This window comes from Curtobacterium sp. NPDC090223, assembly GCF_044746585.1.
GTDB lineage: Bacteria > Actinomycetota > Actinomycetes > Actinomycetales > Microbacteriaceae > Curtobacterium.
Window position 1 is genome coordinate 434,252 of record NZ_JBIVCN010000005.1, and the last position, 17,179, is coordinate 451,430.

At 71.3% G+C, this 17,179-nt stretch carries 22 protein-coding genes; 9 read left to right on the forward strand and 13 right to left on the reverse strand.

Annotated elements, in window-relative coordinates; genetic code table 11:
• Positions 1 to 15: 15 nt before the first annotated feature.
• The 3 genes from ACIPJY_RS14670 to ACIPJY_RS14680 form a co-directional block, all read right to left on the reverse strand.
• Positions 16 to 1,083, reverse strand: a complete 1,068-nt coding sequence (locus ACIPJY_RS14670; RefSeq protein WP_400461021.1) for a fatty acid desaturase family protein — start codon at positions 1,081 to 1,083, stop codon at positions 16 to 18.
• Positions 1,084 to 1,177: 94 nt separating this feature from the next.
• Positions 1,178 to 1,891, reverse strand: coding sequence for an ANTAR domain-containing protein (locus tag ACIPJY_RS14675; protein ID WP_400461019.1), 714 nt, complete (start codon positions 1,889 to 1,891; stop codon positions 1,178 to 1,180).
• An 11-nt stretch (positions 1,892 to 1,902) separates the two neighbouring features.
• Positions 1,903 to 2,610: a GAF and ANTAR domain-containing protein gene (locus tag ACIPJY_RS14680; protein ID WP_400461017.1), complete on the reverse strand. Its 708-nt coding sequence runs from the start codon at positions 2,608 to 2,610 to the stop codon at positions 1,903 to 1,905.
• A gap of 53 nt (positions 2,611 to 2,663) precedes the next feature.
• Between ACIPJY_RS14680 and ACIPJY_RS14685 the strand changes: the two genes are divergently transcribed.
• Positions 2,664 to 3,854 (forward strand): MFS transporter, encoded by a 1,191-nt coding sequence (locus ACIPJY_RS14685; RefSeq protein WP_400461015.1) that lies wholly within the window; start codon positions 2,664 to 2,666, stop codon positions 3,852 to 3,854.
• 253 nt (positions 3,855 to 4,107) lie between these two features.
• On the opposite strand, the gene ACIPJY_RS14690 is transcribed toward ACIPJY_RS14685, so the two are convergent.
• Positions 4,108 to 4,677 carry a TetR/AcrR family transcriptional regulator gene (locus ACIPJY_RS14690; RefSeq protein WP_400461013.1) on the reverse strand — a complete coding sequence of 190 codons (570 nt, stop codon included), beginning with the start codon at positions 4,675 to 4,677 and terminating at the stop codon, positions 4,108 to 4,110.
• A gap of 106 nt (positions 4,678 to 4,783) precedes the next feature.
• Between ACIPJY_RS14690 and ACIPJY_RS14695 the strand changes: the two genes are divergently transcribed.
• Positions 4,784 to 6,259 (forward strand): MFS transporter, encoded by a 1,476-nt coding sequence (locus ACIPJY_RS14695; RefSeq protein ID WP_400461012.1) that lies wholly within the window; start codon positions 4,784 to 4,786, stop codon positions 6,257 to 6,259.
• Between the two features lie 73 nt (positions 6,260 to 6,332).
• Here the strand turns inward: ACIPJY_RS14695 and ACIPJY_RS14700 are convergent, their stop codons facing one another.
• The gene (locus ACIPJY_RS14700) at positions 6,333 to 6,665 is read right to left on the reverse strand and encodes a hypothetical protein (protein WP_400461010.1); all 333 of its coding nucleotides are present in this window, start codon (positions 6,663 to 6,665) and stop codon (positions 6,333 to 6,335) included.
• A 183-nt stretch (positions 6,666 to 6,848) separates the two neighbouring features.
• On the opposite strand from ACIPJY_RS14700, the gene ACIPJY_RS14705 reads away from it, so the two are divergent.
• Positions 6,849 to 7,499 carry a VOC family protein gene (locus ACIPJY_RS14705; RefSeq protein WP_400461008.1) on the forward strand — a complete coding sequence of 217 codons (651 nt, stop codon included), beginning with the start codon at positions 6,849 to 6,851 and terminating at the stop codon, positions 7,497 to 7,499.
• 68 nt (positions 7,500 to 7,567) lie between these two features.
• Here ACIPJY_RS14705 and ACIPJY_RS14710 read toward each other — a convergent pair whose 3' ends face one another.
• Entirely contained in the window at positions 7,568 to 8,203 is a 636-nt protein-coding gene (locus ACIPJY_RS14710; protein WP_400461006.1) for an MBL fold metallo-hydrolase, read from the reverse strand.
• Positions 8,204 to 8,264: 61 nt separating this feature from the next.
• On the opposite strand from ACIPJY_RS14710, the gene ACIPJY_RS14715 reads away from it, so the two are divergent.
• Positions 8,265 to 8,705, forward strand: a complete 441-nt coding sequence (locus ACIPJY_RS14715; RefSeq protein ID WP_400461004.1) for a MarR family winged helix-turn-helix transcriptional regulator — start codon at positions 8,265 to 8,267, stop codon at positions 8,703 to 8,705.
• Between the two features lie 12 nt (positions 8,706 to 8,717).
• Here ACIPJY_RS14715 and ACIPJY_RS14720 read toward each other — a convergent pair whose 3' ends face one another.
• Positions 8,718 to 8,882: a hypothetical protein gene (locus ACIPJY_RS14720; RefSeq protein WP_400461003.1), complete on the reverse strand. Its 165-nt coding sequence runs from the start codon at positions 8,880 to 8,882 to the stop codon at positions 8,718 to 8,720.
• A 33-nt stretch (positions 8,883 to 8,915) separates the two neighbouring features.
• Here ACIPJY_RS14720 and ACIPJY_RS14725 point away from each other — a divergent pair, with 33 nt between their 5' ends.
• The 5 genes from ACIPJY_RS14725 to ACIPJY_RS14745 all read left to right on the forward strand — a co-directional run bounded on the left by ACIPJY_RS14725 (position 8,916) and on the right by ACIPJY_RS14745 (position 12,131).
• Positions 8,916 to 9,380, forward strand: coding sequence for a hypothetical protein (locus tag ACIPJY_RS14725; protein WP_400461001.1), 465 nt, complete (start codon positions 8,916 to 8,918; stop codon positions 9,378 to 9,380).
• Between the two features lie 93 nt (positions 9,381 to 9,473).
• The gene (locus ACIPJY_RS14730; protein WP_400460999.1) at positions 9,474 to 10,262 is read left to right on the forward strand and encodes a LamB/YcsF family protein; all 789 of its coding nucleotides are present in this window, start codon (positions 9,474 to 9,476) and stop codon (positions 10,260 to 10,262) included.
• Positions 10,259 to 10,915, forward strand: a complete 657-nt coding sequence (locus tag ACIPJY_RS14735; protein ID WP_400460997.1) for an allophanate hydrolase subunit 1 — start codon at positions 10,259 to 10,261, stop codon at positions 10,913 to 10,915. Before ACIPJY_RS14730 ends, ACIPJY_RS14735 begins: the two co-directional genes overlap by 4 nt.
• Complete coding sequence (locus ACIPJY_RS14740; protein ID WP_400460995.1) at positions 10,912 to 11,811, forward strand: biotin-dependent carboxyltransferase family protein; 900 nt, start codon at positions 10,912 to 10,914, stop codon at positions 11,809 to 11,811. The genes ACIPJY_RS14735 and ACIPJY_RS14740 overlap by 4 nt, the downstream gene beginning before the upstream one ends.
• 14 nt (positions 11,812 to 11,825) lie before the next feature.
• A complete protein-coding gene (locus ACIPJY_RS14745) occupies positions 11,826 to 12,131 on the forward strand; it encodes a putative quinol monooxygenase (RefSeq protein WP_400460994.1) in 306 nt (101 codons plus the stop codon).
• 21 nt (positions 12,132 to 12,152) lie between these two features.
• Here the strand turns inward: ACIPJY_RS14745 and ACIPJY_RS14750 are convergent, their stop codons facing one another.
• The 6 genes from ACIPJY_RS14750 to ACIPJY_RS14775 form a co-directional block, all read right to left on the reverse strand.
• Complete coding sequence (locus tag ACIPJY_RS14750) at positions 12,153 to 13,415, reverse strand: type II toxin-antitoxin system HipA family toxin (RefSeq protein ID WP_400460993.1); 1,263 nt, start codon at positions 13,413 to 13,415, stop codon at positions 12,153 to 12,155.
• Complete coding sequence (locus ACIPJY_RS14755) at positions 13,412 to 13,708, reverse strand: helix-turn-helix transcriptional regulator (protein WP_400460992.1); 297 nt, start codon at positions 13,706 to 13,708, stop codon at positions 13,412 to 13,414. Before ACIPJY_RS14755 ends, ACIPJY_RS14750 begins: the two co-directional genes overlap by 4 nt.
• A 78-nt stretch (positions 13,709 to 13,786) precedes the next feature.
• Entirely contained in the window at positions 13,787 to 14,254 is a 468-nt protein-coding gene (locus ACIPJY_RS14760) for a DinB family protein (RefSeq protein ID WP_400460990.1), read from the reverse strand.
• 25 nt (positions 14,255 to 14,279) lie between these two features.
• Complete coding sequence (locus ACIPJY_RS14765) at positions 14,280 to 15,311, reverse strand: DUF2891 family protein (protein WP_400460989.1); 1,032 nt, start codon at positions 15,309 to 15,311, stop codon at positions 14,280 to 14,282.
• Complete coding sequence (locus ACIPJY_RS14770; protein ID WP_400460988.1) at positions 15,298 to 16,395, reverse strand: DUF979 domain-containing protein; 1,098 nt, start codon at positions 16,393 to 16,395, stop codon at positions 15,298 to 15,300. The genes ACIPJY_RS14765 and ACIPJY_RS14770 overlap by 14 nt, the downstream gene beginning before the upstream one ends.
• Entirely contained in the window at positions 16,392 to 17,096 is a 705-nt protein-coding gene (locus ACIPJY_RS14775) for a DUF969 domain-containing protein (RefSeq protein ID WP_400460986.1), read from the reverse strand. Before ACIPJY_RS14775 ends, ACIPJY_RS14770 begins: the two co-directional genes overlap by 4 nt.
• Positions 17,097 to 17,179: the final 83 nt, after the last annotated feature.

The following is a 17,179-nucleotide window of genomic DNA, read 5'->3' on the forward strand; positions in this document are numbered from 1 at the left end:
GCCGGCGTGCCGCGGTCAGCGGAACCGCTCGACCATCGGGCAGGCGAACGGGTCCGCCGCCGCGAGCCCGACCTCGTTCAGGTAGCGCACCACGATCGCGTACGAGCGCACCATCGACGTCTCGGTGAACGGGACGTCCTGCGTGGCGCAGTACTCCTTGACGATCACCCGAGCCGCCCGGAGGTTCGGCCGCGCCATGCTCGGGAAGAGGTGGTGTTCCACCTGGTGGTTCAGGCCGCCCATGAAGTACTCGACCCAGGCGCCGCCGGTGATGTCCCGCGAGGTCAGGACCTGGCGGGAGAAGAAGTCCACCCGACGGCCCGGCTCGATGATCGGCATGCCCTTGTGGTTCGGCGCGAACGCGATCCCCATGCAGAACCCGAACACGGCGAGCTGCACGCCGACGAAGGCGAACGCCATGCCGAGCGGCAGGAACCAGAACACGGCGCCGAGGTAGAGCACGAAGCGTCCGAGGAACACGGACCCCTCGGCCCAGCGCCGTTTCACGCCCGTGCCAGTGGTGTAGGTGCGGATCGACTGCCAGTGCAGGTTCGCGCCCTCGACGAGCAGCATCGGGAAGAACGCGTAGCCCTGCACCCGGACGAGCACGCGGAGGAACCCGGTTCGCCGCGCGGCGTCCTCGGGGCGGAACGAGATCGCGTCGAAGGAGATGTCCGGGTCCTTGCCGACCGTGTTCGGGTTGGCGTGGTGCCGGGTGTGCTTGTTCATCCACCACGCGTAGCTGACGCCGGTCAGGAACGTGCCGACGTACCGCGCGGCCCGGTCGTTCCAGTTGTGGGAGGCGAAGACCTGCCGGTGCGCGGCCTCGTGCGACAGGAAGGCGAACTGCGTGAACAGGAGCCCGAGGACCCCCGCGACGATCAGCTGCCACCATGCGTCGCCGAGCACCGCGAACGCGGTCCCCGCGAGCACGAGCAGTGCGGTCAGCACGCCGACGAGTCCCCAGTACCAGCCGGTCCGGCGTCGGAGGAGTCCTTCGTCCTTGATCCGGGCGAGGAGCGCGGAGTAACTGGAGGTGCCGGAACTGCCGGCACGCGGTCCTGTCGTGATGTACCCGCTCATGATGTCCTCCCGGGATCGGCGGCGTCGCCGTGACCGGGGACCGGGGTCACTCGCGTGTGACGCTACGCCGCGACCCTGGGGGCCATCGCGGTGATCAGGGCAGGTCCAGGCGCCGTTCGATCAGGGCACGCGCCACGTCGGCGAGCGGCTCACGGTGGGCCCGCGCGTACTGACGGATCATCGCGAAGGCGGCCTCCATGTCGACCTGGTGGGTGTGCGCCACGAAGCCCTTCGCCTGCTCGATGAGGATCCGGCTGTCGAGTGCCCGCTGGAGCTGGTCCTGCGCGAGGGTCGCGTGCTCGAGCGTCCGCTGCTGCAGGATGCTGATCGTCGCGACGTCGGTGAGCGCCTGCGCGGCGAGGGCGTCCTCGGCGTTCAGGACCCCTTCGGTCCCCCGGAACAGGTTGAGCGACCCGAGGGTGGTGTCGCGCAGCCGCATCGGGATCGCGTGCACGGAGGCGTACCCGGACTGTGCCGATGCCGTGGCGAACGTCGGCCAGCGTCGCCGCATCTCCTCGGGGTTCCGCACGGAGACGGCACGCCCGGTCGCGAAGCACTCGACGCACGGCCCCTCTCCGGCGTTCAGCTGCAGGAGCCCGACGAAGCTGGACCGTTCGCTCGTCGACGCCAGCACCTCGAGTTCCTGCTGCTGGTTGACCAGGAGGATCCCCGCCGCCGACGCGTCGAACAGGTCGACGGCGGTCTCGACGAGGTTCTGCAGCAGGTCGACGAGGTCGTAGTCATCGACGAGCGTGTCGGTGAGCGCCACGAAGGTCTCGACGAGGCGGTGCTCGCGTGTCGCTGCCATGTGTGTACTCCCTAGTGTCCTGACCCGCGGTCGGCCTGGTCGGCCCCGAGGTCGATGCGCCGATCGACGATGTCGGCTGCGACGTCACGGACGGTCCGTTCGGTCGCGAAGGCGTGCGCCTGCAGGACCAGCAGGGCGTCTGCCACCCCGAGGTCGAGCTGCGCGGCGACCATGCCGGTCGCCTGGTGGACCTCGCGTCGTGAGTAGCGGCCGCCCGCCATGTCGGCCCGACCGTCCGCAGCTGCTTCGAGGATGGCGTTCCGCAGGACCCGGCGCGCCGCGACCTCGGTGAGCTCCACCGCGCCGCGGACCTGGTCGGCGGTGAGGACGTGCCCCCGGTCCACCGAGAGGTCGACGGCACCGACGGGGATCGTCCCGACGCGCATCGGGAACGAGAACACGGCCCCGACCCCGGCACGCAGGAGCGCCTCGAGTGCCGCGGGCCACCGCGTGGACTGCGTCGTCGCCAGGTCGTGTTCGAGCACCGGACGCCCGATGCTGAGGGCTTCCCAGCACGGTCCCTCGCCGAGGTCGAGCTGGATCTCGTCGACCCGTTCCGCGACGGCGTCGCTCGCGCAGACGGTGCCGGACCCGAGGGGCGCACCGAGTGTGGAGACACCGACGCCGGACACGTCGAAGACGGCGAGGAACGGTCGGCACAGGTCGGCCCCGTCCGGGGCTCCCTGCAACGCGCTCGCAGCGGCGGTGAACTCGCTCATGACGTGTTCCTCCGTCCGTCGGGACCAGGCTACCCGCGACTACCGTTGACGGCATGACCGCCGGAACCGCTACCAGTGCTCGTCCCGCCACCGGCTGGTCCCTCGTCGCGGCGACCTACGTGTTCGCGGTCGTGATGATCGGGACGACGATCCCCACGCCGCTCTACCCGACCTACGAGTCCCGGTTCGGGTTCGGCAGCACGACCACGACCGTGCTGTTCGCCGTGTACGCGGGCGGCGTGATCCTCGCGCTGGTCCTCGGCGGGCGTCTGTCCGACGCGATCGGCCGCCGTCCGGTGCTCCTCGCCGGGATCGTGTTCTCGCTGGCGTCGGCCGTGGTGTTCGCGATCGGCACCGCCGAGTGGATGCTCTTCGCCGCGCGGGTCCTGTCCGGGCTGTCCGCGGGCGTCTTCACCGCCACCGGCACCGTCACCGTGCTCGAGAACGCACCGGAGCGCCGCAAGGGCCTGGCGAGCGCGCTGGCGACCGCGGCGAACATCGGCGGACTCGGGATCGGGATGTTCCTCGCCGGTGCGATCGCCACGGTGACCCCGTGGCCGCTCCGCGCGCCGTACGTCGTGCACGCCGTCCTGCTCGTCGTCGCGGGGGTCGCGATGCTGGCCGTGCGGGACCCGGTCACCCCCGACCGCTCCCGCATCCGGTTGCAGCTGCCGGGCATCCCGCCGGAGAGCCGCGGGGTCTTCGCCGCGTCGGCCGTCGGCGCCGTGGTCGGCTTCGCGGTCTGTGGCCTGTACTCCTCGGTCGCGCCGAACTTCATGGGCCAGGTGCTCGGCGTCGACTCCCCGTTCGTGGTCGGGGTCGTCGTCTTCGCGCTGTTCGGGGCGTCGGCCGCGGCGCAGATCGCCCTGCGGGGCCTCGCCGACCGCACCCTCATCGTCATCGGCGCCGTCGCCCTGGCCGCGGGCATGGGCGTGCTGGTCTGGTCACTCCTCGCCACGTCGCTGGCGCTGCTCGTCGAGTCCTCGGTCCTCGCCGGTGTCGGCCAGGGCCTGCTGTTCATGACCGGACTCCGCGCGATCACCGGCGCGACCGACGCGTCCCGCCGGACCGAGGCGACGACCTCCTACTTCGTCCTCGCCTACCTGTCGATCTCGATCCCCGCGATCGGCGCCGGACTCCTCGCCGCCGGCATCGGGCTCGTCGCCGCGGGCGTCGTGTTCGCCCTCGTGGTCGCGGTCGTGTCCTTGGTCGGCCTGACGGCCGCCCGCCGCTTCGCGGCCTGACCGCCCGACCCGCCTGACCCTCCCGACCCGCCCGACCCGCCCGACCCGCCTGGCCCGCCTGGCCCGCCTGGCTCGCCTGCCCCGCCACCCACCGGCCTGGAGGCTCGGTGCCAGCCCGACCCGGTCCTCCCGTCCGGCACCCACGCGCGTTCCCACCCATGCCACGCGCTCTGGAAAGGTGAATCGCGCGCAGGAGGTCGAAAGGAACGACCACCTACGCGCGATTCACCTTCCTACGCGCGAAACGGCCCCGTCACCCGCGCCCCGCGAGCAGCGCGCGCAGCGCGTCCTCGAGTGGGCCGGCGACCTCGGCCTCGGACGCGGTGGCCAGCGGCTCCACCCGCGTCGAGGTCCGCAGCATCGTCATCCCGAGCACCACGGACAGCGCGATCTCGGCGCGGAGCAACAGGTCCTCGGTGACCGAGCCCCCCACGACGACCGCCAACCGCTCGGCGTACCGACGGAGCGTCTCACGGCGGATCGCATCAGCGCCGTCGTCCCCCGAGGACCGCAGCAGCAGCATGAGCTGCATCGAGTCCTCGTCCGTCGGCGACCGCACGATGTGCCCGATCAGGTCACCGAGCGCCCGGTCGAGACCGACCGTCGTGGGCGACTCCTCGGCGCCGAGGTCCCGCACCACGCGGTCGAGGCACGCGCGGAACAGCCCCTCCTTCGACACGAAGTACCGGTTGATCAAGGCCACGTTGACCCCGGCGTCCGCGGCGATGTCCCGCACGGTCGTCGCCCGGTACCCGTCGAAGGCGAAGCGTCGCCTGGCGGCCTGCACGAGGAGCATGCGTGTGGCCGCGGCGTCCTTGCTCATGCCCGAAGCGTACCGGCCCGCACCGTGATGTAAGCAAGTGTTGACATCTGGCCGGATCCGCGTACCCTCGACAAGTCAGCAATCGTTTACATCGAAGCGGAGCACGATGACCACCACCACGGAGAACCCCCGCACGGGTTCCCACCCGACGACGGACGGCCGCCGTCCGAACAGCACGGCGATCATCGTCTACCTGTCCCTGGGTGGCCTGTCGTTCGCGGTCCTGCAGTCCCTCGTCGCGCCGGCCCTGTCGACGATCGGCAAGGACCTCGGCGCCACCACGAGCGCCGCGAGCTGGGTGCTCACCGCGTACCTGCTCTCCGCCTCGGTGCTGACACCGATCCTCGGTCGTCTCGGCGACATGATCGGCAAGCGCAAGGTCCTCATCGTGGTCCTCTCGATCCTGCTCGTCGGGGCCGTGCTCGCCGCGCTCGCACCGAACCTCGGCACGCTCATCGTCGCCCGGGCGCTGCAGGGTGCCGCCGGCGCGGTGATGCCGCTCTCGATCGGCATCGTCCGCGACGAACTGCCGAAGGAGAAGGTGAGCGTGACGATCGGTCTGCTCTCCGCGATCTTCGGCATCGGCGCCGGTGTCGGCATCGTCGCCGCCGGCCCGATCGTCGAGCACCTGTCGTGGCACTGGCTGTTCTGGCTTCCGGCCGTGCTGGTCGTCATCGCCCTGCTCGGCGCGGTCTTCGGCATGCCGGAGTCCCCGGTGCGCAAGCCCGGCCGCCTCGACATGGCCGGCACGTTCGTCCTCGCGGTCTCGCTCGTGGCGATCCTGCTGGCCATCAGCGAGGGCGAGACCTGGGGCTGGGGCGACGGCAAGACCATCGGGCTGCTGATCCTCGGCGGCATCGCGCTGATCGCGTTCGTGTTCGTCGAACTCCGTGTCGCCGAGCCCCTCATCGACGTGCGGCTCTTCGGGGTCCGCGGCGTCTGGACCGCCCACGTCGTCGCGCTCGTCTTCGGTTTCGCGATGTTCGGCACCTTCGTGCTCGTCCCGACGCTCCTGCAGCTCCCCACCGCGGTCGGCTACGGCTTCGGCAAGGACGTCACCGAGGCCGGGCTCTTCCTGCTGCCGACCGTCGTGATGATGATCATCGCCGGGCCGATCGCGGGCATCCTCGTCCGCAAGGTCGGGCCGAAGCCGCCGATGCTCATCGGTGGCGTCGCGATCGTCGCAGCGTTCCTGCTCCCCGCGATCGCCCACGGTGAGCTCTGGCAGGTCGTCGCCTCCGGCATCCTGACCGGCATCGGCATCGGCCTGGCGCTCGCAGCGTGCTCGAACGCGATCATCGAGAGCGTCCCGGCGAACCAGACCGGTGAGGCCATCAGCGCGAACACCGTCGTCCGGACCATCGGCTCGAGCGTCGGCACCGCGGTCATCGCGGCGCTGATCACCTCGCACAGCACGCCGCAGGGGCTGCCCACCGACGACGCGTTCACGATCGGCTTCTGGGCCTGCACCGGCGTCGCCGTCCTCGCGGTGCTCGCAGCGCTCGTCGCGCCGTCGATGCGCGCCCGCCGCGCGGCCGCGGTCGCGTCGGGGGTCACCGACTTCGACGAGGTCACGAAGTAGGGTCCTGCCGACCCGCCAGCCTGGAGGCCCGCCCCGCGTCACGACGCGAAGGCGGGCCTCCGTGCGTGGTCGGCTACCGGGCGGACTGCCCGAGCAGCGCGCTCAGGAAGCCGGACCACCGTCGCTGCCGGACGGGCCGCACGGCGCGCTGCGGCGCGGGGAACGCGACGTCGTGCAGGTTGTTCCGCTTCGAACCGTCCCAGTTCGCGAAGAGGTAGGCGCTGCCGAGCACCGACAGGCTGCGGACCGGAGCCCGGCGCCAGTCCCCCGCGCGCACGAAGTACCCCGAGTGCCCGGAGTGGATGTTGCGGATCACGGTGTCGACGTCGACGACGCCGGTCTCGGTGATGACGGCGGTGATGCCCGTTCGGTCTCGGGCGACGTACTCGATGATGTGTTCGGCCATGCTGCGCTCGTGCTCGGGGTCCACGTCCTGACACGGGAGGTGAGACCGCGCGCAGGACCCTGCCGGAACCCTCGTTGCTTCCGCAGCCAGGATACGTCGCCGTCACGCGATGTCGGCCGGGGTGCGCAGGACGGATCGGTCTGCCCTTGACCTCAACGACGGTTGAGGTCGTTGAATCCCGGCATGCGCATCACCACGGTCACCCTCCCCACCCGCTCCCTCGACGCCGTCGCCGCGTTCTGGCAGGCCCTCGACGCCCGGGTCGCGCAAGATGACGCCGCGGTCCGGGTCCGCGTCGGGCACACCGAGGTCGTCCACGTGGAGGCGGACTTCGACGGCGACCACCACCTGGCGTTCACGATCCCGACCGGCTCGTTCGACCAGGCGGACCGCTGGATCGGTGAGCGGGCCGCGGTGCTGACCCGCGACGGCGTCCGCGAGTTCGCGGGACCGGCCGGGTGGAACTCCCGCTCGGTGTACTTCGACGGGCCCGACGGACAGGTGCTCGAGTTCATCGAACGCCGTGACCTGACACCGGACCACGACGGCCCCTTCACCGTGTCGAGCATCACCGGCGTGAGCGAGGTCGGCGTGGTCACCACCGACGTGCTCCGGACGGCCGCGGAACTCGGGCGGAACGGCGTCGCTCCGTACGCAGCGGCACCGTCGCCGGCCTTCGCCGCCGTCGGGGACGTCCACGGCCTCCTGGTGCTCGTCGCGCCCGGTCGGCCGTGGCTGCCGACGACCGACCGCATCGCGGCCGACACGGCCGTCACGATCGACGGCGGCCTCGCCGCGCCGATCGAGCTCGGCCCCGGCAAGGTGCTCCGGTGACCACCTGACGCAACGGGAGGCCCGGTGCCAGCTGGCACCGGGCCTCCCGTTGCGTCAGTCGCCACGTCTCAGACGGTGACCGACTCGCCGTCGGCCAGCGTGACCAGCTCGGTGTCGGTGAGCTGCCCGGTGAACTGGGCGAAGGAGCCGCGGCCGACGTCGCTGAGCATGAGGTCGTGGATCTGCACCGCGCGGGAGGGGTGCACGGCGCGCACGAAGTCGACGAGCTCACCGAGCTTCGCCCACGGACCGGAGGTCGGGACCAGGAGGGTATCCACGGCGACCTCGGGCACGAAGTAGGCGTCACCCGGGTGGTAGACCGCGCCGTCGACGACGTAGCCGACGTTGCTCATCAGCGGGATGTCCGCGTGGATGACCGCGTGGTCACCGCCGACGACCTGCACGGCGAAGCCGGCGGCCTCGAACGTGTCACCCGGGGCGACGGTCGTGACGCGCCCGTCGTGGGAGCCGAGCTCGGCGGCGACGCTCGCCGGTGCCCAGACGCGGAGCTCGGGCCGGGCGTCGAGCGCTGCCGAGAGGATCGACGCGTCGAAGTGGTCGGGGTGGTCGTGCGTGACGAGGACCGCGGTGGTGGCGGCGACCAGGTCGGCGGAGTTCGGCGTGTACGCGCCCGGGTCGATCACCAGGGAGGTGCCGTCCTTGGTGAGCACGACGGTGGCGTGGGTGTACTTCGTGAGTTCCATGACTCCGAACCATACAGCTGCACTGTACAAATCTCCACAGGGAACCTGTACAGTTCCTCGTGTGGACACCCCTCGGACGTTCGGCCTCGACGATGCCAACGAGCTCCGCCGCGCCATCGGCGAGAGCGTCCGCGCGATCCGGCGCTCCGAGACGACGCCGGAGGGGCAGATCGAGGTGCTCGGGTTCCTCGCACGCGACGGCGCGTACAGCATCGCGGCACTGGCCCGACTGCGCCGCGTCCGGCACCAGAGCATGCGGGTGACGGTCGCGGATCTCGAGGCACTGGGGCTCGTCGAGCGCGCCCCGGACCCGGCCGATGCGCGCGGGGTGCTCGTGACCCTGACCGACGCCGGGCGCGCGATGATCGACGAGTCACGCACCCGACGGTCGACGCGCATCCTGACCGCCGCGGAGTCGGCGCTCACGCCGGCGGAACGCGAGGTGCTCGCGCGGGCGGCGGGAGTGCTCGACAAGCTGACGGCAGCGCTCGACCGCGACTGAGCACTCCGACCGTCAGCGGCGACCGCGGCCGTTCCCGAGCAGCACCACCCCGAACAGGACGATCACGGCGACCACCACCACGATGACGACGACCATCCCCGTCCCGTCGGTGGAGAACGTGTCCTCACAGTCCGGGTGGGCGGTGGCGCAGGACGCGAGCACCAGTGAGCTGACCATGGCTCAGTGAAGCACACGCGTAGGCTCCGAGCCATGCAGCAACCCACGGTCGAGGTGCTCCGCGCCTCGCGGTGGGAGCGCATCGCGAACCTCGTGATGGGCGCGGTGCTCGCGCTCATGGGCTTGAGCTCGCCGCTCCTCTTCGTCGTGCCGGGGTCGAGCGCACGCGTCTTCTGTGTCGTCCTCGGCGGCCTGCTCGCGATCGCCGGGATCGTGCTCACCGTCCGCGCAATCCGCGTGGCGGTCGTCCTGGACGTGGACGAACTCCGTTACACCGGTTTCTTCGCCTCGACGACGATCCCGAAGAGCGCCATCACCACCGTGCTCGACGACTGCACGGTCGAGTGGCGGAGTCCGGACGGTCGCGAACGACGGACCGCGCTCTGGGTCTTCCGCCCGGCGTACGTCGACGACGGGACGAAGTTCGCGCCGTACTGGCGCTGGCGTCGCGAAGGCCTGGTGCGCGTCCGCGAGTGGGCGGGCGCCCGGGCGGTCTGAGTCGGCACCCGAGGTGCGGGGCTTCCGCAACGGCATCCAACGCCGGTAGATTGTTGAACAACCCGGAGCGGCCCGACGACGACAGGAGTCCTCGTGACGACGATCGACCTGAACAGCGACCTCGGTGAGGGCTACGGCGTCTGGACGACGGGCGACGACACCGCGATGCTCGACGTCGTCTCGAGCGCCAACATCGCCTGCGGCTTCCACGCCGGCGACCCGACGATCATGCTCGCGACCTGCCGAGCAGCAGCGGACCGTGGCGTCGCGGTCGGGGCACACGTCGCCTACCGCGACCTCGCCGGCTTCGGTCGCCGTCCGGTCTCCGTCACGCCGGACGAACTCCACGCCGACGTCGTCCACCAGCTCGGCGCGATGCTCGCGACCGCGCACGTCGCCGGCACGCGCGTCACGTACGTCAAGCCGCACGGCGCGCTCTACAACACCGCCTGCGCCGACCCGGTCCAGGCCGAGGCCGTCACCCGGGCGATCGCCGACGTCGACCCGACCCTGGCGGTGCTCGCGCTGCCCGACTCCGAGCTCCTGCGGGCTGCCGAGCGCCACGGGCTCCGCGCCGTCAGCGAGGCCTTCGCCGACCGCGCTTACGAACCCGACGGGTCGCTCGTCGCCCGCAGCCGCCCCGGATCGGTCCTGCACGACCCGGACCAGGTCGCATCGCGCGTCCTGCGCATGGTCACCGACGGCGTCGCAACCGCCGTCGACGGCTCCGAGGTCCGGGTCCGGGCCGACTCGGTCTGCGTGCACGGCGACTCTCCCTCCGCCGTCGCGATGGCGCGAGCGATCCGCATGCTGCTGACCGAAGCCGGAATCACGATCGCGCCCTTCGCGCCCGCCGACCTTGCGGGACCGGCCGCGCCGTGACGCCGGACGTCCGTCCCGCCGGCGGTGCCGCACTGCTGGCCACCTTCGACTCGCTCGACGCAGTCGTCGCGTTCCGCAGGGGCCTGCCCACACACGGCCTGCCGGGCGTGACGGAGGTCGTCTCCGGCGCGAGGACACTGCTCGTCCGCTACGACCCCGCCCACACGGACGCGGCCCGGCTCCGGGCCGCCCTGGCGTCCGTCGTCCCGGCGCCGTCCGCGGTCGTCCCGGATGCCGCCGACCCGGATGCCGTCGACCCGGATGCCGCCGGCCCGGTCGTCGTCCCCGTGACGTACGACGGCGACGACCTCGACGCCGTCACGTCGGTCACCGGCATGTCCCGCGAGGAACTCGTCGCCTGGCACACGGGCCAGGTCTGGACGAGCGCGTTCTGCGGCTTCGCCCCCGGGTTCAGCTACCTGACCGGCACTGCGACGCCACTCCACCTGCCCCGCCGCACCACCTCGCGCACCGCCGTCCCGAGCGGTGCCGTCGCACTGGCCGGCGAGTTCAGCGCGGTCTACCCGCGGACCTCCCCCGGTGGCTGGCAGCTCATCGGCCGCACCGACGTCGCGATGTGGTCGCTCGACCAGGACCCGCCCGCGCTGGCCCCGGCCGGCACCCGGATCCGCTTCGTCGAGGCCGACGCATGAGCGCACTCACCGTGGTGCAGGTCGGGTTCGGCGCGACGACGCAGGACCTCGGTCGGCCCGGTTTCAGCGACATGGGCCTGGGCGCGGCCGGTCCAGCCGACCGGGCATCCGCCGCGCTCGCCAACCGCATGGTCGGCAACCGTCCCGGAGCAGCCGTCCTGGAGGCCGTGCTCGGCTCCGTCGCGCTCCGTTCCGACTCGCACGTGGTCGCCGCCGTCACCGGGGCCGAGTGCCCGGTCGAGGTCGAGCAGGCGGATGGTCGGGTCCGCGGTTGCGCCTCCTACGAGGTCATCGCGCTGGAGCCCGGCGACACCCTGCGCGTCGGCGTCCCGGCCACCCGGCTCCGTGCGTACCTCGCCGTCCGGGGTGGCTTCGCGGTCGAGCCCGTGCTCGGCAGCCGCTCGTGGGACTCCCTCGCGCAGCTCGGCCCGGCTCCCCTGACGATCGACGACGTGCTCCCCGTCGGGGCGGACGCCGACACGTGGCCGATCGTCGACGCGGTCCCGCCACCGCTCGAGCCGTGGCCGTGGGAGCCCGTCGTCCTCGACGTGACGCCCGGCCCCCGCGACGACTGGTTCACCCCGGAGTGGCGTGCGACCCTCACCGGGCAGGACCACCACGTCAGCGCGGACAGCGATCGCGTCGGGGTGCGCACCACGGCCTCGTCGCCGCTCGTCCGCACCGTCACGCACGAGCTCCCGAGCGAGGGCGTCGAGACCGGCTCCCTGCAGGTCCCTCCGGACGGCTTCCCCGTGCTGTTCCTCGCCGACCACCCGGTGACCGGCGGCTACCCCGTCGTCGCCGTCCTCACCCCCGAGTCCGTCGATCGCGCCGCCCAGCTCCGCCCGGGCGACGTCGTCCGTTTCCGCATCACCTACTGCGACATCGCCCCCTGAGAAAGGTGTTCCCCATGGCAACGACCGTGTTCCTCGAGGTCCGACTCCGCGACGACCTCGCCGCCGAGACCATCGAGTCCGCCATCCGCGAGACGCTCGCGCAGACCGCCGCGTTCCCGGGCAACGAGTCACTCGAGGTCCTGGTCGACGACGCCGACCAGGACCGGCTCGTCGTCCTCGAGGTCTGGGAGTCGACCGCCGCGCACGACGCCTACGTCGCGTGGCGGGCGACGCCGGAGGGCCGCGCCGAGGCGCTCGCCGCGATCCTCGCCGAGCCACCCGTGACGCGCACGTTCGAGCGGACGATCACGCTCCCCTGACGAATCGGGTCCGTCTGCTGTTCAGAGCGCGAGCGCCCAGTCGAGCTGCGGCGTTTCGAAGACGCTCTGGAGTGCGCCCCGCTCGTCCGCTCCGATCCCGAGGGCCTGTGCTTCTGCGTCCCACAGCGTGACTGCCCGTGCGACGCGACGCACAACGTCGCGAGCCGGTGCGGATCTGAGCCGGAACGCTCCTGCGACCTCGATGAGATGGGACAGCTGACGGTCGGTGGGATCGTCCTTGTCACTGATCCTTCGCGAGTCGATCACGCCTCGTTGTCGACTCGGGTTGACGTCGAAGAGCGGTGACAGTCGCCATCCGGTTCCGTCGTGGAGGAACGCGTGGTTCCGCCAGTGATCGTCGACGTTGTTGATCAGCACGGTCAGCGCGATGCGCCCGAACATCTCCTGCAGGTCCGCGACCGGCTCGACACTCCATTCCGCGATCGTGTCCGCGAAGTCCTCGTAGGTCTCACGAGAGCCGTTGTCGTGAGTTCCGAGGCCGAGCGCGGTGCGGCCCGACATGTAGCCGAGACGAACGCCGCCACCGTCGCGGTCGAACCGCTCGGACACGAGGACTGCCCTGCCTGCTCCCGACGGCGCGATCGACCACCGCGGGGTACGCAGACCCGCCGCTGCAGCGATGGAGAGGGCGACACCTTCCCAGCGCTCGACGTCGAAACGGCCGTCTTTGGAGTGCGGCAGCTTGGCGATCGCAAGGCGGCCGTCGCCTGTGACGACGTTCGCCTTCGGTCGCGCGCCGCCTGGGGACGTCGCCACGTCGTTGAGGTAGGCGATGTCCTCGTCCGTCGCCTCGTCGTCCTCGTACCGCTGTGCCGTGTCGACGATCCGCTGCAGGTCGTGCAGGTTCGCGACTCCGGCCTCACTCGAGAGCCATCCACCGTCGTCGCGGAACCGCAGTGCCCCGATCCGTGTGTGATCAGCAACACCCAGGAGGTAGTCGAACTCGCCGAGGCGAGCGGGGAGCGCGTCGTCGTGCTGGCGCCGCCGCGCGTTGTCCGCCCGGATGATCTTCTGACCCCAGTCGTCCGGTGCCGCATCGCTGAACGCCCCGGGCAGGGTCTGGTTCTCAGCGGCGTAGGTCCGCCCCCATCGGAGGGGAAGGTCCGGCGAGATCCGCCAACCACCACCCCGCAGCCACGGCTCGTCGTACTCGAACGACGACGATGCGAGCGCGCGCCCTCCCATGAAGGACGGGCGCAGGGTCCCGACCCTCCGGTCCCCCGCCGCATCGGTGGTCCAGACCTCGACCTCATGGGCGGTCACAGCACGCCACCGCTGCTCAGCAGGTCGTCGATCCGCGCTCGAGCCGCTTCGTTCCGATAGGGATCGATCCCGTCGATCGCGGCGTCCGCGATACCGAGCGCACCCAACACGGCGAACAGCGAATCGATCCGGCCACCCTCGCCCGCCTCGATCGCCCGCAGGGTCTGCCTGGTCACCGCCGCCCGCTCAGCGAGTTCCGCTGCCGACAGACCGTTCACGGCTCGCCATCGCCTGATGTTCTCTCCGAAGGCCACGAGCTGACGGCGGCGACGAGGTGATGTGCGCTGGACCATGACGACCTCCTGGTACCAAATCATGCCAGAATGTGCTCATATTGGCAGGTTTTTCTGCCACATCTGCAAGAACGGCGGTTACTGCGAGAGCAGGACTGCGCGGGCGAGGTAGAGGTCGCGGAGCAGCGCAGCCTCGGCCGCGTGGTGCACCAGCTCGTCGACGACGTGCAGCACGAGCGACCGCTTCGAGCTGTCGCCGTACGGTCCGGCCACGGCACCGATCGGCTCGTCGGCCGCCACGCCGAGCCCGCGAGCCAGTCCGAGGAAGCGTTCGGTCGCGAGTTCCACGGCGGCCAGCGCGGTCGCCGCCGAGGTCGAGGGCGCCAGTGCCGGCGCGCCCGCCGGGTCGGCCCCGAGCCAGGCCCAGTTCCGTTCCTCACCGAGCGTGTGGGCGATGTGGTCGAGACGCCAGCGGATCGTGACCTCGGCGTTGCCGGGGATCGGTTCCCACGCCCACTCGTCGTCGTCGAGGGTCGTCATCCGGTCCGCGAGCCGCTGCGACGCGTACTCCACGAGTTCGACGATGTCGTCCTGTGCGCTGGCCATGGTCCATCTTGCGGCGGCGGCAGGCTCAGCGCGAGTGCTCCCGGGCCTCCATCGCGTCCCACGCGAAGCTCGCGAGCCAGTGCGTGGAGTAGTACTCCTCGCCGACGCTCGCTTCGAGGCCGGACGCGAGCAGACGGTCGGCAGCGTCATCGAGCAGACCGACGAGCTCGGCGCTGTCCGAGCCCGCCAGCGCGTCCGCGATCCGTCGCGCCGAACCGGCACGGGAGAGGTCGAGGCCGAAGAGGTGCACCTGCTGCGGGTCGTTCTCGTCCACGACCACGGTGGAGCTCAGGACCGAGTCTCCGGAGCGGACCTCGGCGAAGAAGCCCCGAGCCCATGGTGCGAACTCCGCCGCCGGCAGCACCGCGCGCATCAGATCGGCCTCGGCGAGCCCGGCGGACAGGAAGTCGTGGCCGCTGCGCTCCCAGGCGAAGGGCCATCCGGTGTCGTCGCCGAACCAGGCTCGGGCCGTGCGCTCGATCGTCGCCGCCAGGTCGTCCCGGCCGAGGGAACGAGCGGCCTCGAGCACGAGCAGCAGCCCGAACGCGGAGTTCGCGTGCACCCCGTGCCGGACCGCGTGCGCTGCGCCCGAGACCCACCGGGTGACGAGGTCCTCCAGTACGTCGACCACCGGGACGAACCCGGGCGCGAGTGCCCGGATCGCGGGGACCTCTGACGTGGTGACCTCGGCCGCGAGCCGCATCAGCCATGCCCAGCCGTACGGACGCTCGTAGTGCGGGGTCTGCCGGAGGTAGGCGGCTTCCGTCGCGAGGTGGTCCGCGCTCAGGTGGGCCTGCAGGACGGGGACGAGCCGGGCCTCCAGGGTGGGCGTCAGCCCGAACGCGACCAACCGCGCGGCGAGCCAGTGCATGTGGACCGACGAATGCCAGTCGTAGGAGGTGGCGAAGGCCGGGTGGAGCTCGACGGGCAGCGCGCGGTCGTCCGGACCAGAGGTGGTGTGGTGCGCGGCGTAGGGGTACTCGCGGGTGGTGTTGTCGGCGGCGACGGCCGCGAAGCGGTCAGCCCAGGCGGCGCGTGCGAGATCAGAATGCGACAAGGTACATGACTCCGGTGTTGACGACGAGCAGGATGGCGGCGGTCGGGATCTGCGCCTTGATCGGGCCGTACTTGTCGCGCATCTCCAGGAGCGCGGCCGGCACGAGGTTGAAGTTCGCGGCCATCGGCGTGACCAGGGTGCCGCAGAAGCCGGCGAGCATCCCGATGGCGAAGATCGCAGCGGGGTTGCCGTCGAAGCCCTGCACCAGGACCGGCCAGCCGATCGCGGCGGTCATGATCGGGAACGCGGCGAACGCGTTGCCCATGATGATCGTGAACAGCGCCATGCCGAGGCAGTAGACGACGACCGCCGCCAGGAGCGAACCGCCGGGCAGGACCGACTTGATGATCGTCCCGACGGCGTCCCCCACGCCGGCCTGGGTGAAGACGATGCCGAGGGTCGAGAGCATCTGCGGCAGGAGGGCTGCCCAGCCGATCGCCTGCAGGAGCCGGCCGCCTTCGCGGATCGGGGTGGCGACCTTCGGCGGGCGCAGGATGAACACGGCGACGACCACCGCGAGGACCGAGCCGATGCCGAGGCCGGTCAGCGTCGCGCTGCCTTCGGCCAGGAGCGGCTTCCCGCGGAAGGAGACGAGCGGGCCCAGGGTCGCGACGAGCACGGCGACCACCGGCACGACGAGCGCGGGGATGAACAGGCGGTTGCCGAAGCGGCTGGCGAACGTCGCGCGCTCGTCCGCCGTCGTGGTCGCGAGGACGCTGGTGCTGGCACCCCCGCTGCTCGGTCGTGCGGTCACGCCCGTCGGCTCCGCGGGACCGGTCTCGGCGCCCGTGCCCGCGCCGGGGATGCTCGCGACCCGGGTGCGACTCGGTGCGCCGCCCCGCGCCGTCGTCCCCGTGAAGCCGAGCCCGGCGAGCGCCACCATGACCAGGACGGCGACGCCGAGCGCCCACGCCGGAGCGGTCTTCGCGGCGACGAACGTGCCGTAGAAGAAGGACAGGCCGAGGATGCCCCAGAACGCCGCGTTGCCGAGGCGCTTGGCGTGCGTGGTGTCGGTGACGATGAGGACCGCGACGGCGATGAAGAACGCGCCGATGAGCCAGTAGAGCCATTCGCTGGTGATCATGCCGGTGCTCCTGCCGTGGCGGGTTCGCGGACGTCGGCGGCCATCTTGTCGAGCCGGCGGTCGAACAGCAGGAGCCGCGTGCCGTGGACCAGGAGCGCGGCGACGCCCGTCGGGATCGCCCAGAGCGCGAGGTCGATCGGCTCGAGCGCCAGGTCGTACGTCGAGTCGACGAACGTCGTGATGAGCAGGATCGACCCCACCGCGACGAAGACGTCCTCACCGAAGAACACCCCGACGGTGTCCGACGACGCCGAGAAGCCCTTGATCTTCTCGCGCATCCGGTCGTCGAGGCGCCCGTACTTCTTGATGGCGGCGCCCTCGGCCATGGGGTGGACGAGCGGTCGGACGGTCTGCGCCGGGCCACCGATGCTCGTGAGGCCGACGGCGGCGGTGATCTGCCGCACGGCGAGGTACGCGGCCAGGATCCGGCCGGTCGTGAGCTTGCCGAGCTTCGCGATGAGCCGCTTCGCCTGGTCCTGCAGGCCGTAGCGCTCGATCAGGCCGATGACGGGCAGCACGAGGGCGAAGGTCGTGACGGACCGGCTGGAGGCGAACCCGTTGCCGAAGGCATCGAGGATGCCGACGGGGCCGATGCCGCCGATGGCCGCCGTCACGATGCCCGCGACGGTGACGACGAGGAGCGCGTTGACGCGCAGCGCGAAGCCGACGATGACGACGGCGACGCCGATGAGGACGAACATGCGGGACAGTCTGGACCGCATTGTTCAACAATCACAAGACCCCCACGGGATCTGTAACACGGCGGTCACACGAGGTACCCCGG

Coding starts and splice junctions, on each gene's coding strand:
- ACIPJY_RS14705 (WP_400461008.1), top strand. CDS start 6,849: ATGCGCATCACCACGGTCACCCTCCCCACCCGCTCCCTCGACGCCGTC.
- ACIPJY_RS14760 (WP_400460990.1), bottom strand. CDS start 14,254: ATGGCCAGCGCACAGGACGACATCGTCGAACTCGTGGAGTACGCGTCG.
- ACIPJY_RS14740 (WP_400460995.1), top strand. CDS start 10,912: ATGAGCGCACTCACCGTGGTGCAGGTCGGGTTCGGCGCGACGACGCAG.
- ACIPJY_RS14775 (WP_400460986.1), bottom strand. CDS start 17,096: ATGTTCGTCCTCATCGGCGTCGCCGTCGTCATCGTCGGCTTCGCGCTG.
- ACIPJY_RS14725 (WP_400461001.1), top strand. CDS start 8,916: ATGCAGCAACCCACGGTCGAGGTGCTCCGCGCCTCGCGGTGGGAGCGC.
- ACIPJY_RS14685 (WP_400461015.1), top strand. CDS start 2,664: ATGACCGCCGGAACCGCTACCAGTGCTCGTCCCGCCACCGGCTGGTCC.
- ACIPJY_RS14755 (WP_400460992.1), bottom strand. CDS start 13,708: ATGGTCCAGCGCACATCACCTCGTCGCCGCCGTCAGCTCGTGGCCTTC.
- ACIPJY_RS14690 (WP_400461013.1), bottom strand. CDS start 4,677: ATGAGCAAGGACGCCGCGGCCACACGCATGCTCCTCGTGCAGGCCGCC.
- ACIPJY_RS14770 (WP_400460988.1), bottom strand. CDS start 16,395: ATGATCACCAGCGAATGGCTCTACTGGCTCATCGGCGCGTTCTTCATC.
- ACIPJY_RS14680 (WP_400461017.1), bottom strand. CDS start 2,610: ATGAGCGAGTTCACCGCCGCTGCGAGCGCGTTGCAGGGAGCCCCGGAC.
- ACIPJY_RS14670 (WP_400461021.1), bottom strand. CDS start 1,083: ATGAGCGGGTACATCACGACAGGACCGCGTGCCGGCAGTTCCGGCACC.
- ACIPJY_RS14745 (WP_400460994.1), top strand. CDS start 11,826: ATGGCAACGACCGTGTTCCTCGAGGTCCGACTCCGCGACGACCTCGCC.
- ACIPJY_RS14710 (WP_400461006.1), bottom strand. CDS start 8,203: ATGGAACTCACGAAGTACACCCACGCCACCGTCGTGCTCACCAAGGAC.
- ACIPJY_RS14675 (WP_400461019.1), bottom strand. CDS start 1,891: ATGGCAGCGACACGCGAGCACCGCCTCGTCGAGACCTTCGTGGCGCTC.
- ACIPJY_RS14695 (WP_400461012.1), top strand. CDS start 4,784: ATGACCACCACCACGGAGAACCCCCGCACGGGTTCCCACCCGACGACG.
- ACIPJY_RS14700 (WP_400461010.1), bottom strand. CDS start 6,665: ATGGCCGAACACATCATCGAGTACGTCGCCCGAGACCGAACGGGCATC.
- ACIPJY_RS14720 (WP_400461003.1), bottom strand. CDS start 8,882: ATGGTCAGCTCACTGGTGCTCGCGTCCTGCGCCACCGCCCACCCGGAC.